The organism is Massilioclostridium coli, assembly GCF_900095865.1.
Lineage (GTDB): Bacteria > Bacillota > Clostridia > Oscillospirales > Ruminococcaceae > Massilioclostridium > Massilioclostridium facile.
Genome location: NZ_FMIZ01000007.1, coordinates 195,760 through 210,420 on the forward strand (window position 1 = coordinate 195,760; position 14,661 = coordinate 210,420).

Genomic DNA, 14,661 nt, shown 5'->3' on the forward strand with positions numbered 1-14,661 from the left:
CCCCTAGTTTTTTATGGAATCTTATTAGTTATAGAAATCACTAACTCTTCTGATAGAAAATCAGCATAAATAATTTTTTCTTATCAAGTAAAGCAAGTCGCTAACTAGGCAGATTCTATTTAGAATGAAAATGGATTACAGGGCAATAATACAAACAAATCTTGGACTGATTATCAGCAACAGTCTCTTATAGAGCTAGTATAATCTACTGTATAAGCCGATAGTGATAAATCAAAAATTTGATTAAGTACTATAATATCTATTGTTTAAGATTGAACAATTATCAGATACCAGTCACTGTTTCTCTTGACAGATAGCTGTTTTTGTATTATAATCAAAAGCAGGAAGTCTGTTTCAGGGCGGAGTGAAATTCTCCACTGGCGGTAAAGTCCGCGAGCCTTTTGATAAGGTTGATTTGGTGTAATTCCAAAACCAACGGTTATAGTCCGGATGAAAGAAACGATATTGCCTGTTGTAAAATAATAGGAATAAAACAGATCGTAGCGCCTATGGAACGAATGTATCCATAGGCGTTTTTTGTTTTGCAATGTTCAACAGGTGCTGAGCAGACCTCTGATATAAAGGAGGTAATATTATTATGTCAACCAAATCATCCATTCAAAATCATTCAAGCAGTAAGTTAAATGTACGTAAATTGGTACTGTTAGCCGTATTTAGCGCTATGGCGTTTATTTTAGTGCTTGTAGTAAATATTCCAATTGTACCTGGGGTAGAATTTTTAAAGTATGAGCCAAAGGATGTTATTATTACAATAGGAGCATTCTTATTTGGTCCATTGGAATCCATATTGATGTCTGTTGTTGTGTCTTTTATTGAAATGGTGACCATTAGCACCACAGGCCCAATTGGTATGATAATGAATATCGTTTCTACTGTTGGTTTTGCTACAATTGCTGGCTTGATTTACCGGAAGAACCATACTATGAAAGGTGCAGTGGCAGGGTTAATCTGCGGCGTTGCATCAATGACAATTTTAATGTTGTTGTGGAACTATTTGATTACTCCACTTTATATGGGGGTTCCAAGAGAAACAGTTGTGCAGATGTTAATGCCTGCTTTTCTCCCATTTAATTTAATTAAGGGAGCAATCAATGCGGCCTTTACTATGATTTTATATAAACCAATTGTCACTGCATTGAGAAAAACTGGACTTGTAGGGGAATCGGCCAGTATGTCTAAAACATCTTCTAATCATTCGAAACAGATATGGTCCATTATTATATCTGTTTTTGTGCTAGCAACAGTCGCGTTAATTTTATTGGTAATGAATCATGTTATATAAGAAAATGAGCTTGTTTATTTGTAAAAACATTCAAATAATTAATTAGTTAATTTGCATAAAATTATTTTTATTTATTTATGCAATCATACAAATTGAATCTTGGAGTATACAAGCTAAAAGAGCCAATGTGAATAAAAATAGTCATACTAACCAATAACGGAATAGGAACTAAGGCGAATTTCAAAATACTGCTAAAAATGGTAATCTTGCATAGTTTTTTTAGAAAAAACTATTGAAATAGTTGAGCTGAAGTATTATAATAAAGGTGCATTCAAAAAGAGGATGCCTTCTGAATACCAGAAGAATTAGAAAGAGTCAATCGCATACAAATTTTGTGAGGAAATAGAAAGGAATGATCGATTATGATGATCAAAAAACATTTTCATTCAATTAGTGACATCCAAAAATTACAACAAATTGCTTGTGAAGTAGAAGAACCTGTTTTCTTACATTCTTTAGATGGTTCTGTAAAAGTAGACGCAAAATCTTTTATCGGGTTGTTTGCTCTTGATTTTAGCCAGGATGTATATGTTGTAACAGAATCCGATTGGGTGGAACGTCAAGTAAACCAGATTGTTTAATAGTGAATTGAAAAAAGAATAACATGAAACGGTCCTTTGTTCCCCCTCAACAAAGGACCGTTCCTATTTATGGTAATCTATAGTTTTGTATTGACAAATAAAAAGATTCGTGTATAATAAAAAATGTTCTTAACTTGATATAATCATGTAAACTTATCAAGAGTGGTGGAGGTACCGGGACCTATGAAGCCACGGCAACCTTTTCAGTAAGGTGCCAATTCCTGCGGTTTTTTCCGAGAGATAAGTTTTTAATGTTGCCAATAATTATGCCCGGTTTTATAACTGGGTATTTTTTTATTGTATTTATTTGTATTATATTTGTAATATTTTATAGTTTTTGTACGAGGAGGAATTAAAATGGCAAAATTTTTATTTACTTCTGAGTCTGTTACAGAAGGACATCCAGATAAAATTTGTGACCAGATTTCGGATGCTGTGTTAGATGCGATTATTGCCAAAGATCCAAATGCTAGAGTTGCTTGCGAAACTGTTTGTACCACTGGTATGGTAATGTTAATGGGAGAAATTTCTACTAATTGTTATGTGGATTTTCCGAAAATTGCAAGGGAAGTAGTGTTGGATATTGGCTATGACCGAGCGAAATATGGTTTTGATGGACAAACCTGCGCTGTATTATCCAGCATAGATGAGCAATCCGCTGATATTGCTATGGGAGTGGATTTTGCGTTAGAAAACCGTGGACAGTCTGTTCAAGATGAAGAAAATGCAACTGGTGCTGGAGACCAGGGAATGATGTTTGGTTTTGCTTGTGATGAAACTCCTGAATTGATGCCAATGCCAATTGCCTATGCACATAAACTAGCAAAACGTTTGACGGAAGTTCGGAAAAACGGTACCTTAAACTACCTACGTCCTGATGGAAAGACCCAAGTTACTGTAGAATATGAAGACGATCGTCCTGTAAGGATTGACACTATTGTTATTTCTACTCAGCACAGCGATGATGTAACTTTGGAGCAAATCCGGACAGATTTAGTGGAATATGTAGTAAAGCCAGTGATTGATCCTAGCTTATTGGACGAAAATACCAAGTATTTTATCAATCCAACAGGCCGTTTTGTAATTGGTGGACCACAAGGGGATAGTGGATTAACTGGTAGAAAGATTATTGTGGATACATATGGTGGGTATGCGCGCCATGGAGGCGGTGCCTTTTCTGGAAAAGACCCAACTAAGGTAGACCGCAGTGCTGCTTATGCCGCAAGATATGTTGCGAAAAATATTGTAGCAGCAGGTTTGGCTCGTAAATGCGAAGTAGAACTTGCTTATGCCATTGGGGTAGCCCATCCTGTCTCAATAATGGTGGATACTTTTGGAACTAGTGAATACACCAATGAACAACTTTCCCAGGCTGTAACAAAGGTGTTTGACCTTCGTCCAGCTGCTATCATTCGAGATTTGGATTTGAGAAAACCAATTTACCGCCAGCTAGCTGCTTATGGACACATTGGCCGTGAAGACTTAGGAGTTGCTTGGGAGAAAACAGACCGTATTGATGCCTTAAAGGCAGCAATCCAATCCATTTAATTATGGTCGGTGGTATGTGCAAGCTTCGCTTGATGGTTGCCGGTAAACTGTAATAGAATATTACATTAATTGTTTTATTTGGCATGGTTCTTTTCAAGAAATTTTGCAGGAAAGCAATTGTAAAAAAGGAGGTATATCAAATACCTCCTTTTTTGATGTAATCAATAGGGCTGGACTGATCTTTATATGAGTTTGGAAAAATAGTCAATAATATGCTGTTTCATGGCCAATACCGCTTCGGATTGGTATTTTTCTTTTTCCCATGTTAGGTAGATATAACGTTTGCTGGCTGGGGAATGGATTGGAATAATCGTCAATAAATCAGGTAAGGTTTTAATAATTTCCGCCCAGCTCCGTTCGGGTATGAGGGATACTCCCATACCTAATTTCAACATTTCACGGAATACTTGAGGATTATCACAGAATAAAGAAATATTGGGAGTAAATCCATATTGCTGACAGCAGGACTGTAGGATTTCATATAAACTGGATTTTTCTGTCAAACTAATAAACGATTCGTTACAAAAGTTTTTGAGGGATAAAACAGAGGTATCGAATTTGGATGGATCATTAGGAATATAATTGAAGGGTTTGGCAATCACTAGATTTTCCTCTAACAACAAGGTAGAAGATTCCGGGGAAAGATTTTCTATAGAAGTGTAAGCGGATATTTTTAAATCCACATCTTTTTTATCGTGTTCCAAATCACTGGATTGATAAACCCGAAGCAGAATATCAGGATATTTCATTTTAAAAGACTGGACCAGTCCAGGCAGAATTGGAGATGCGCAGTGGACAGATAGAGTAATAGTTCGTTTTTTCTGGTTTGTTTGGTATAAAATTTCCGATTTTGCCTGATTTAAAGATGCGAAGATGGTTCTTGTCCGATCATATAGGATTTTTCCATATGTATTTAATACAATCTGCCTACCCACATGGTCAAATAATGGAGCACCAATTTCCCGTTCCAATCGCTTGATGGTTTGGGTCAAAGAGGGCTGTGCAATGTGCAACGCCTTTGCGGTTTTTGATATACACTGGGATTCTGCCACACAATTAAAATAATATAATTGTAGTAATTCCATTTTTATTCCTTTCTATAGGTTAAAATCTATTATTCTATATGATAACATATATTATAAAATATAGAAAGAGTGTAGTATAATAAAATATATAGAAAATGAGCGGTTTGGAGGAAACAGAATGCATACCCATCAAACGGATTTTTCCAAAGGAAGTGTATATAAAAATATTTTGGAAGTTGCGGTTCCGATGACAGTAGCGCAATTTTTAAATTTACTATATAATATTGTGGACCGTATGTATATTGGAAGGATTGAAGGGATTGGAAGTATTGCTTTAACAGGGGTAGGGCTTTGCTTTCCAATCATTACGTTAATTACCGCATTCACCTATTTATTTGGCAATGGCGGTGGTCCCTTATGCGCGATGGAACGAGGAAAAGGGAATACAAAAGAAGCGGAATATATTATGGGGAATACCTTTGTCATGCTGGTTGGCACAGGGATTGTCCTGATGATCATCGGACTGCTATTTTATAAGCCAATTCTGTACGCGTTTGGTGCCAGCGACACCACTTTCCCTTATGCGGAATCCTATATCCAGATATATCTGTTAGGAACTATTTTTGTAATGATTTCTTTAGGGATGAACCCGTTTATTAATAGTCAAGGATTTGGAAATATGGGGATGCTTACAGTACTGATTGGTGCAGTGTTAAATATTATCTTGGACCCATTGTTTATTTTTGTGTTCCATATGGGAGTACGTGGGGCAGCTATTGCTACTGTTATTTCTCAGATGTGTTCCGCACTGTGGGTACTCAAATTTTTAACTGGGAAAAAGGCTGAACTGCACCTGAAAAAACAGGCGATGAAATTAAAATGGAAACGGATTTGTTCCATTATGGGATTGGGTGTTTCCGGTTTTATTATGGCGTTTACTAATAGTTTAGTACAAATTGTATGCAATGCTACCTTACAGAATTATGGTGGGGATATTTATGTAGGGGTAATGACGGTATTGAATTCCATCCGTGAAATCTTCACCATGCCAGTGATGGGGCTTACCAATGGAGCTTCTCCAGTAATGAGCTACAATTATGGGGAATCCACATATCATAGGGTGAAAAAAGCGATTTTCTTTGTAACTGGTGTTTGTGTCGCCTATACGTTGGTAGCGTGGGGTGTATTACGGCTATGGCCGGAGCCGTTTATTCGTATTTTCGATGGCAGCGGGGAACTGTTGTCTGAAGGAGTTCCCGCATTACATATTTATTTTTTTGGTTTTTGTTTTATGGCGTTGCAGTTTGCAGGACAGTGTGTCTTTGTAGCATTGGGAAAAGCAAAAAAAGCGACTTTTTTTTCATTATTTCGCAAGGCTATTATTGTCGTTCCACTTACTATTTTCTTGCCAATGATAAACGGATGGGGAGTTGACGGTGTCTTTTGGGCGGAACCCATCTCTAATTTAGTTGGAGGATGTGCTTGCTTTATCACTATGCTCATTACCATTATGCCAGAACTGAACCACAAAAAGGAACGAAACTAACAATATGTTCACCAAATCTTTCTTGCTATCATAGTATAGGAAAAAGGAGGAGTCGGTGATGAGTTACATATTATATACAGTTATTTTAATTGCAGCAGTCATTGGGCTGGTAGAAATTTTTGGATGGATTGAGCAAAAAATTGTGTTTGGAAAGCAAAAATTAAATATGGTTTGGATCCTTCCGCTCAGCGGAAAAATTGACAATGTAGAACTGATGGTACGGAATGTAATCAATCAGGCACGTTGGAACAAAAACAGCAAGAATAGCCAGATTATCCTGTTAAATATGGGAATGGATGTAGAAACAGAACAAATCTGCCAGATGATCTGCCAGGATATGAACCATGCGCAGCTATATACCCAGGATGAATTTCAACGGGAGATACCAGAAATGTTTGAACAGCTTGCAATTGTGAAGTAGATTCAGTATACTAGATAAGGAAAGAACGTTGTAATTTTATGTAGAAGAGTGGAAGGCATATATGGATCAACCGCAGGTTATTCAACTGCATGTATGTGTAGAAGAGATTATTTTTAAAAATGAGGATACTGGTTTTTGTGTGTTGGAAGCCAGTACAGATACCGAATTAATCACAGTGGTGGGTGAGTTGGCATCGGTGGAACAGGGGGAAGAGCTTCTGTTGACCGGATGGTATACAACTCACCCTAATTTTGGTTTGCAATTTAAAGTTCAACTATTTGAACGGAAGTTACCTACTACTGTACGGGCAATTAAAAAGTTTTTGGGTTCCGGAGCCATCAAAGGGATTGGTCCTGCTATTGCCCAAAGGATCGTAGACCAGTTTGGGGAAGATACCCTTCAGATTATTGAGGCGACACCAGAACGATTGACGGAAGTAAAGGGGATTTCTCCAAAAAAAGCAAAGGAATTATCCGGCGAGTTTGAACAACTTTTTGGCGTACGGAAGGTAATGCTGTTTTTGGAGCGGTTTGGCATGAAACCTTCTGAGAGTGTGCGGGTATGGAGCAAATGGGGACCTATGGCCATTGAAGTACTGCAAAATAACCCTTATAACCTTTGTCTGGAGGAAATTGGGCTGCCTTTTGGGTCAGTAGACCAGATCGCGCAACAATTATCTATTCCACAAAATGACGCTAACAGGATTAAATCAGGGATAGATTATGTACTCCGTCACAATGCCAGGGAAAATGGGCACACTTGTGTACCCAAGGAAAGTTTGATTGGTGTTTGTGCCAATCTGTTGGGATTGGACCGATACGAAATAGAAGACACTTTGGATCAGCAGATTGAACTGCACCGGTATTTTACTATGGAACGGGGTAAAACATTTGTGTTTTTGCCGGTATTTTATTTGGCAGAACAATATATTGCTACCCGCATCTATGAAATGCTGGAAAAGGAACCAGAAGATGTGGAATCTCTGGAAGCGGTGATTGACTTGGAAGAAGAGGCTTGTGGGTTACAATATGCCCCTTTACAGCGGAAAGCAATACGGGAAGCAATTGCCAATGATATTTTTATTTTAACTGGTGGTCCTGGTACAGGAAAAACGACGATTTTAAACGCGGTTATTTCCATTTTGGAGCAGCAGGGATATCATGTGGGAATTTGTGCCCCTACAGGGAGGGCTGCAAAACGGCTTTCCGAGGTGACAGGACAAAACGCAACTACAATCCACCGTATGTTGGGAGTTCAGATGCAGCGGGGGGAACAGCAGGAGTTTGTCCATCATGAACATAACCCTTTAAAATATGACGCTATTATTGTGGACGAGATGTCCATGGTGGATAGCCTATTGTTTTGTTCCTTGCTCAAGGCAGCAAAACGGGGATGTAAGGTCATTTTAACTGGGGATGGAAACCAGCTTCCCTCTGTTTCTGCCGGCAATGTGCTAAAGGATTTGATTTCTAGCGATTGTATTCCTGTTGTGGAATTAAAGGATATTTTCCGCCAGTCTGCCCAAAGCTTGATTATTACCAACGCCCATGCCATTGTCCATGGGGAACTTCCGGAATTAGAACATACAGATAATGATTTTTTCTTTTTGGGGCGTCCTAATTTGGAAACAACAGCGAAAACCATTGGGGATTTATGTGCGGTACGGCTGCCAAAAAGCTATCAGTATTCCCCGTTTGATGACATCCAGGTCATCTGCCCTTCCAGAAAAACAATCATTGGTACTGTGGAGTTAAATAAGCTGATACAAAGCAGGATTAATCCAGCGGAAAAAGGAAAACAGGAGTTTTCGTTTGGATTGTATACCTTCCGGGAATATGACAAGGTGATGCAAGTCCGAAACAATTATGATATTCGATGGAAAAAAGATGGAGAAGAAGGGCAAGGCATCTTTAATGGTGACATTGGACGAATTGTGAAGATACAGCGTGGAACAGGTACGTTGACCATTGATTTTGATGGACGATTGGCAACCTATACCTTTGAAATGGCAAGGGAATTGGAACTGGCGTATGCCATTACCATCCACAAAAGCCAGGGGAATGAATTTCGTGCAGTTATTATGCCAATTATGGGTGGACAAAGCGAGTTTTATAATCGCAACCTGTTATATACCGGGATTACCAGGGCGAAAGAGATGTTGATTTTGGTTGGGTCCTCCCGCAGTGTCGCTAATATGACTAATCAGGTAAAAATTAATTACCGTTATACAGGGTTAAAGTATTTTTTACAACAGAAAGTATTTGGTGAACAAGAATGAGCTGGATGGAATGGATTTATCCCCGTAGATGTATCCTATGTGACAAGGTGATTCCAGAAGGGACATGCTGTATACAATGCGGTGAAAAACAAAAGATATTGCAATTCCAGTATGAGATAATGGATTGTAAATGGATTCAGCAATATACTGCTGTTTACTGGTATGTTGGTCCAATTCGAAAAGCGGTATTGGATTGCAAATTCCACGACCAACTCTACCATAAACGCCAGTTTATAGAATGTATCGTACAAAAGTTGAAATTTACAAATAAAAATTTTGATGGTATCCTGGCTATTCCTTCCTATCGTGGGAATCATAATGATGTGAACTTATCTCACTTATTGGCGAAAGGGATATCACGCCAATTAAAAATACCCTATTTGTCAAAAGCTTTGATAAAAGTAAAACAAACTCAAAAACAGCATGATCTTCCCTATGAACAAAGGCGGCGTAATTTGTTGAACTGTTTTCAGGCAGATCAGCAGATGGTACAAGGAAAACATATTTTATTGGTAGATGATATCATTACAACAGGTTCTACTTTAGCGGAGTGCGCCAAAGTATTATACCAAAGTGGCGCAAGCTCTGTTTTTTCAGCAGTATTTGCTGCCACTCCACCGAAAAATTACAATATCATGAACTTATTGGAAGAATAGTTGAAAAAATGCTGGTATTTGTTATAATAATAAGTAGTATACTGCTCAGAGGAGAGAAATTAAATGGCAACTTGTGATATTGGTATTGACTTAGGGACTTCTTCGGTTATTATTGCGATTAATGGAAAAATTGTATTGGACGAGCCAGCTGTAGTAGCTGTGAATATGGATACGGATGAACTTAAGGCAGTGGGCAGATATGCCTTTGATATGATTGGTAGGACACCAGAAAATATTATTGCAACCCATCCTATTGTGAATGGAGTCATTTCGGATTACCGTTTAAACGAAATTATGATTCAGGAATTTTTAAAAAAAGTAAGCAACGCTATGTTGATGAAGCCTCGTGTTGTCATCAGTGTCCACTCTTTAATTACGGATGTAGAACGCCGTGCAGTAGTGGATGCTGCTGTTGCGGCAGGTGCCCGCCAGGTGCATTTAATTGATGAACCAATTGCCGCTGCATTAGGGGCAGGGATTGACATCTCCCAACCAAATGGATGGATGATTGTGGATATTGGTGGTGGGACTACGGATGCTGCTGTAATCTCTTTAAATGGTATTGTAAAAAGTGAATCCATCAAAACAGGTGGTTCCAATATGGATGAAGGCATTATCAAGTATATTTTAATGAAGCATAAACTTCATATTGGGCAGAGGATGGCGGAACAGATCAAAATAGAAATTGGCACTGCACTTAATCCACAACCGGATATTTCTGCTACAGTAAAAGGAAGAAACGCTTATAATGGCCTTCCACAAATGGTGACTGTAACACAAGATGAAATTTATGAGGCAATTCATGATAGTTTGGATAAAATTATCCAAGCTGTAAAAGATGTACTAGAACAAACCCCTCCTGAACTAATTGGAGATGTCCATACCAATGGTATTATTTTGGCAGGCGGTGGTGCTTTGATGGCAAATATGTCCGAACTATTGGAAGCTGAAACGGGAATTCATACAAGTTTAGCAGAAGAACCTTTGGATTGTGTGGCAAAAGGGACTACTATGGCATTTAAAATGATGGATGAGTTCCAGGATGGCTTTGTAACAGCGGTTACCCATAAACATTAATCATAATAAAAACGGATGGGGAGTACCTATCCGTTTTTTGTTTTAATAGAGCGATGGAGGAAATTTTAATGCGATATCAAATGAAATTATTTTCTGAACCATTTGACACCATTGTGCAGGGAAGAAAAACAATTGAAGTACGGTGTTATGATGAAAAAAGGAAACAATTAAAACCAGGGGACGAAATTCAGTTTTTAAAGCTTCCAGATCAAAAAGAATCCATTACAGTAAAGGTAACGGAATTGTATTTATGTAATACATTTCAAGAATTATATCAAAAGTTTAATCCTGTTGAGTTTGGATGTGAAGGTCAAACATTGAAACAGATGTTAAAGGAAATTAGGGAGATTTATACAGAAGAACAAGAAAAGCAGGGAGTTTTGGGAATACGGATTCAACCCCTTTGAATTTAATATCAGTTAGCTTGTACAACAATAGGTTGTACAAGCTTTTTTGTTGTGGATATTACAGATATCGTTTATAGGAGTGTACCGAAAAATACTTCAATTACATGTATACCAGATTTTTAGTTCTATTTGATGGACAACCAGCATACAAATAGGACAAACAGGCAAAGGAGGTAAAAAAATGCAAGAATTTCAACAGGCTTTAGATGGTTTAAGCAGGGAGACTGCTTCTATCATCCTACGGGAAACGCCAGAACGTTTAAGGGATTCCATCCGGGAAATTCGTCTGCGTTCTGGAAGACCAATCTGTTTGGTGACATCGGAAGGTGATTATTTTTTAAAGCATACCATTTGGCAAGGAGAGTTGTTTGAATGTTTCCGCGCTTTGTGTGGATATTCTGTACATAGCCATGAGGAGGAAATACGGCAAGGATATTTGACTATCCGAGGAGGACACCGGGCAGGATTGTGTGGGACAGCTGTGTACGCTAAGGGAGAAGTAGTGAACATCCGCAATATCAGTTCCATTAATTTAAGGATTGCCCGCCAAGTCTTTGGAGTAGCGGACCAATTCATAAAACAATTACATGGACAACCTGAACGGAGCATAATAGTGGGAGCTCCAGGCAGTGGAAAAACTACACTATTAAAAGATTTAGTACGCCAAGTATCTAAAACAAAAAAAGTAGTTGTTGTGGATAGCCGGGGAGAAATTGCTGCTTGTTCCAATGGGGTGCCACAAAATGATTTGGGGTATGCGGATATATTAGATGGATGGAAAAAATCAGATGGTATGATGAATGCTATCCGTACAATGGGCCCAGAAATTATCGTATGTGACGAAATTGGGGACCAACAGGACGCAGTTGCGGTGGAGGCCTGTTTGAATGCAGGGGTATCTGTTATTGCAACCGCCCATGCGGGAAGCTTAGAGGAGTTATCTAAGAGAAAACATATCATGGACATGTTATCTTTAAATGCGTTTGACCAGATTGTTTTGTTAGAAGGGAAACAATCTCCATGTAATATTCATGCAATTGTGAAAGCAGGTGAATTTAATGCATCTTATCGGAGTGTTATTGATTGCAATCTGCCCAGCGCTAATTGGTAATTATTTTGCAAAGCTACTTTCTTACCGAAGGATTGCTTTAGCGCAATCAGTAGAACTGGTGGAATGTATGAAAGCGGAAATCCGATATTCTGGAAAAGAAATTCAGCAGATGATCCATGAATTCAGCAAATCTTCCCAATTTCAACAGCTTCCCTTTTTAAAAGAATGTGACCAAAAGATGGAGCAAGGGGAACCATTTCCATCTGCTTGGAAAACAGCGTTAGAACAATCGAACCAGCATTTTCAACAGCAGGATTTGGAACAAATAGCTTCATTGGGGAGAATACTTGGTGCTTCCGATGTAGAAGGGCAATTGAGTTCGTTAGAATTAATCAGCCAAAATTTACAACATTATTTACAGCAATCTGAAGAATTTGCCCATTCTAAAGGGAAATTATACCGTTCACTAGGAATTTTAACGGGAATTGCGGTTGCGATTTTGGTTGTGTGACGGGGGAAAATCATGGATGTGGATTTAATCTTTAAAATTGCGGCAATTGGGATTATTGTGGCTGTATTAAACCAGGTGCTCATCCGCTCGGGAAGGGAAGAACAAGGGATGATGACAACATTAGCGGGACTAATTGTAGTGTTGATGATGATTATTAATGAAGTAAGCAACCTGTTTGATACGGTAAAATCCCTATTTGGATTATATTAGGAGAAGCTTATGCTTTTTTCAGTAGTGGGGATTGCGTTGGTAACAACCTGTATTTGCGTATTATTAAAACAATGGAACCCGGAGATTTCTATGATGGCTGCTTTATTATGTGGCATTTTAATTTTTGGGATTATCCTAGTGAATTTAACACCAGTTTTGGATACCATAGGAAAACTGGTTGCGGGGGTTGAGTTTGATAGCGGATATTTATCCGTAGTATTAAAATCGTTGGGAATTTGCTATGTGACCCAATTGGCTGCCGATACCTGCCGTGATAGTGGCTATAGTTCGATTGCTTCCAAAGTAGAGCTTGCAGGAAAAGTTTCGGTTATCGTAATTGCAATGCCGTTATTTACAAATTTAGTACAGCTTTCTGTTGGATTGATTCAATTGGGGTCATAACGGAAAACAGTAAGGATAAGGACAAAAAATGAAAAAGATCATTCAAATTATGGTAATGGTAGTGTTGTGCTGTTTTATTTTGACCGTTCCAGCATCGGCGGAAACAGAGGAACTATTACAGGAACAATATGATGCGGCACAAACACAGGAATTGATGGATCACCTTCCCGAAGGGGTAGAAAAACAACTAGAAGAAAATGGAATTGATTCTCCGTCTTCCGAAAACCTTTTTAATTTTAATATTGGAGATTTTTTTAAAAATTTATGGGATACCGTTGTAGACACAGTGACAAAGCCACTTCATCTTCTGGCATTATGCTTTGGGATTATGTTGTTGTGTGCCCTTTTGCAAACCATGCAAAGTACTGTGGAAAGCTCGGTTTCTCAGGTGTTCACTATGGTGTCTATTTTGGCTATTTCTGGAGTATTAATGGTACCAATGGCAAACTGTATCCAGTATGGGGTAGAAACCATTAAGGGAGCAAGTAATTTCCTGCTTTGTTTTATCCCTGTGTTTACGGGTATTGTTACTGCGGCTGGCGCACCAATTTCTGGATTGGGATACCATACCGCATTATTCAGTGCAATTCAATTTATTTCTGCAGCAGTATCCTATATTGTGGTACCGTTTTTAGGAATTTTTTTGGCGCTGTCAGTCATGTCATCCTTAAGCGGGCATACGTATTTTACCAAGTTAACTAGCTCAGTCAAAAAGTTAGTGATTTGGGGGATTACATTGCTCCTTACTATATTTACAGCAATTTTTTCCGCTCAGGCAATGGTATCTTCTGCGGCGGATGGTGTAACAGCGAAGACAGCTAAATTTATGGTGAGCAGCTTTGTTCCTGTTGTAGGGAGCGCTTTAAGTGACGCTTTGATTTCCGTGAAAGGTTGCTTGGGACTGGTAAAATCCTCTGTAGGGTCTTTTGGAGTAATTGCTTGTATTTTAACTTTTTTGCCCCCTATTTTAACCGTTTTATTTTATATGGCAGCGGTAAAGGTTTCCTCTGCGGCAGGGCAGGTATTACAATTAAAAAATTTAGAGGGGATTTTTCAGGCAGTTTATGATACGTTGAGCATTGTCCTTGCGTTGTTAATCAGTTTTTCTGTATTAACCATTGTGTGTACCGCTTTAATGGTGGTGATGGGGAATGGAGGTGTTACCTCATGAATGGATTACAGGAATGGGCAATGACAATTTGTATTACACTGGCAGGTGCGGCACTTTTTTCTATGCTGGTTCCGAATTCCGGTATGAAAAAGGTAGCTACCTTTTCCATTAACCTTTTTTTACTAACCAGCTTGATTTCTCCAATTATTACAAGCCCCCCTGAGTTTAATTTTTCAGTAATTTCGGAACAGCCAGAAGAAAATGAGGAATTAAATCAGCTCATTGATCAACAGGTGGACCGGCAAGCAGAAATCATGCTAGAACAAAACTGTAAACAACTTTTTGAGGAAAATGGTACTAAATTTGACCAGATAAAAATAAGTATAAATAGGACAGAGGAAATACCGTCAGTAGAGGTTTCCGTTTGGGCAGACAGTTCATTACAATCGAAGCGGATGGAGATGGAACAATTGATACAAAACCAGCTTGGTGTGGTTCCACAGATTATTTATACTGACTAATGGGAGATTCTTT

General features: G+C 38.5%; 16 protein-coding genes and 2 riboswitches. Of the genes, 15 read left to right on the forward strand and 1 reads right to left on the reverse strand.

Annotation, left to right across the window (positions count from 1 at the left end):
* The first annotated feature begins 346 nt into the window (after nucleotides 1-346).
* Nucleotides 347-466, forward strand: a riboswitch (FMN riboswitch).
* A gap of 132 nt (nucleotides 467-598) precedes the next feature.
* From BQ2683_RS06390 to metK, 3 genes are all read left to right on the forward strand, one after another.
* Nucleotides 599-1,303 (forward strand): ECF transporter S component, encoded by a 705-nt coding sequence (locus BQ2683_RS06390; protein ID WP_069988188.1) that lies wholly within the window; start codon nucleotides 599-601, stop codon nucleotides 1,301-1,303.
* A 362-nt stretch (nucleotides 1,304-1,665) separates the two neighbouring features.
* Nucleotides 1,666-1,884 carry a hypothetical protein gene (locus BQ2683_RS06395; RefSeq protein ID WP_069988189.1) on the forward strand — a complete coding sequence of 73 codons (219 nt, stop codon included), beginning with the start codon at nucleotides 1,666-1,668 and terminating at the stop codon, nucleotides 1,882-1,884.
* 150 nt (nucleotides 1,885-2,034) lie between these two features.
* Nucleotides 2,035-2,131: riboswitch (SAM riboswitch) on the forward strand.
* Nucleotides 2,132-2,241: 110 nt separating this feature from the next.
* The gene (metK, locus tag BQ2683_RS06400; protein ID WP_069988190.1) at nucleotides 2,242-3,432 is read left to right on the forward strand and encodes a methionine adenosyltransferase; all 1,191 of its coding nucleotides are present in this window, start codon (nucleotides 2,242-2,244) and stop codon (nucleotides 3,430-3,432) included.
* Nucleotides 3,433-3,614: 182 nt separating this feature from the next.
* Here metK and BQ2683_RS06405 read toward each other — a convergent pair whose 3' ends face one another.
* Nucleotides 3,615-4,517, reverse strand: a complete 903-nt coding sequence (locus BQ2683_RS06405) for a LysR family transcriptional regulator (protein ID WP_069988191.1) — start codon at nucleotides 4,515-4,517, stop codon at nucleotides 3,615-3,617.
* A gap of 118 nt (nucleotides 4,518-4,635) precedes the next feature.
* On the opposite strand from BQ2683_RS06405, the gene BQ2683_RS06410 reads away from it, so the two are divergent.
* The 12 genes from BQ2683_RS06410 to BQ2683_RS06465 all read left to right on the forward strand — a co-directional run bounded on the left by BQ2683_RS06410 (nucleotide 4,636) and on the right by BQ2683_RS06465 (nucleotide 14,648).
* Nucleotides 4,636-6,003: an MATE family efflux transporter gene (locus tag BQ2683_RS06410; protein ID WP_069988192.1), complete on the forward strand. Its 1,368-nt coding sequence runs from the start codon at nucleotides 4,636-4,638 to the stop codon at nucleotides 6,001-6,003.
* 58 nt (nucleotides 6,004-6,061) lie between these two features.
* The gene (locus BQ2683_RS06415) at nucleotides 6,062-6,424 is read left to right on the forward strand and encodes a hypothetical protein (protein WP_069988193.1); all 363 of its coding nucleotides are present in this window, start codon (nucleotides 6,062-6,064) and stop codon (nucleotides 6,422-6,424) included.
* Nucleotides 6,425-6,485: 61 nt separating this feature from the next.
* Nucleotides 6,486-8,702 carry an SF1B family DNA helicase RecD2 gene (gene recD2, locus BQ2683_RS06420; RefSeq protein ID WP_069988194.1) on the forward strand — a complete coding sequence of 739 codons (2,217 nt, stop codon included), beginning with the start codon at nucleotides 6,486-6,488 and terminating at the stop codon, nucleotides 8,700-8,702.
* The gene (locus BQ2683_RS06425; RefSeq protein ID WP_069988195.1) at nucleotides 8,699-9,358 is read left to right on the forward strand and encodes a ComF family protein; all 660 of its coding nucleotides are present in this window, start codon (nucleotides 8,699-8,701) and stop codon (nucleotides 9,356-9,358) included. Before recD2 ends, BQ2683_RS06425 begins: the two co-directional genes overlap by 4 nt.
* 63 nt (nucleotides 9,359-9,421) lie before the next feature.
* Nucleotides 9,422-10,435 (forward strand): rod shape-determining protein, encoded by a 1,014-nt coding sequence (gene mreB, locus BQ2683_RS06430; protein WP_069988196.1) that lies wholly within the window; start codon nucleotides 9,422-9,424, stop codon nucleotides 10,433-10,435.
* A gap of 68 nt (nucleotides 10,436-10,503) precedes the next feature.
* Nucleotides 10,504-10,842, forward strand: a complete 339-nt coding sequence (locus tag BQ2683_RS06435; RefSeq protein ID WP_069988197.1) for an ASCH domain-containing protein — start codon at nucleotides 10,504-10,506, stop codon at nucleotides 10,840-10,842.
* Between the two features lie 181 nt (nucleotides 10,843-11,023).
* Entirely contained in the window at nucleotides 11,024-11,953 is a 930-nt protein-coding gene (locus BQ2683_RS06440) for an ATPase, T2SS/T4P/T4SS family (protein ID WP_069988198.1), read from the forward strand.
* Nucleotides 11,901-12,404 carry a stage III sporulation protein AB gene (locus BQ2683_RS06445; RefSeq protein ID WP_076939134.1) on the forward strand — a complete coding sequence of 168 codons (504 nt, stop codon included), beginning with the start codon at nucleotides 11,901-11,903 and terminating at the stop codon, nucleotides 12,402-12,404. The genes BQ2683_RS06440 and BQ2683_RS06445 overlap by 53 nt, the downstream gene beginning before the upstream one ends.
* A gap of 12 nt (nucleotides 12,405-12,416) precedes the next feature.
* Nucleotides 12,417-12,614: a stage III sporulation protein AC gene (spoIIIAC, locus tag BQ2683_RS06450; RefSeq protein WP_069988200.1), complete on the forward strand. Its 198-nt coding sequence runs from the start codon at nucleotides 12,417-12,419 to the stop codon at nucleotides 12,612-12,614.
* Between the two features lie 9 nt (nucleotides 12,615-12,623).
* Nucleotides 12,624-13,016 carry a SpoIIIAC/SpoIIIAD family protein gene (locus tag BQ2683_RS06455; protein WP_069988201.1) on the forward strand — a complete coding sequence of 131 codons (393 nt, stop codon included), beginning with the start codon at nucleotides 12,624-12,626 and terminating at the stop codon, nucleotides 13,014-13,016.
* Nucleotides 13,017-13,044: 28 nt separating this feature from the next.
* The gene (locus BQ2683_RS06460) at nucleotides 13,045-14,187 is read left to right on the forward strand and encodes a stage III sporulation protein AE (protein WP_069988202.1); all 1,143 of its coding nucleotides are present in this window, start codon (nucleotides 13,045-13,047) and stop codon (nucleotides 14,185-14,187) included.
* Complete coding sequence (locus BQ2683_RS06465; RefSeq protein ID WP_069988203.1) at nucleotides 14,184-14,648, forward strand: stage III sporulation protein AF; 465 nt, start codon at nucleotides 14,184-14,186, stop codon at nucleotides 14,646-14,648. The genes BQ2683_RS06460 and BQ2683_RS06465 overlap by 4 nt, the downstream gene beginning before the upstream one ends.
* Nucleotides 14,649-14,661: the final 13 nt, after the last annotated feature.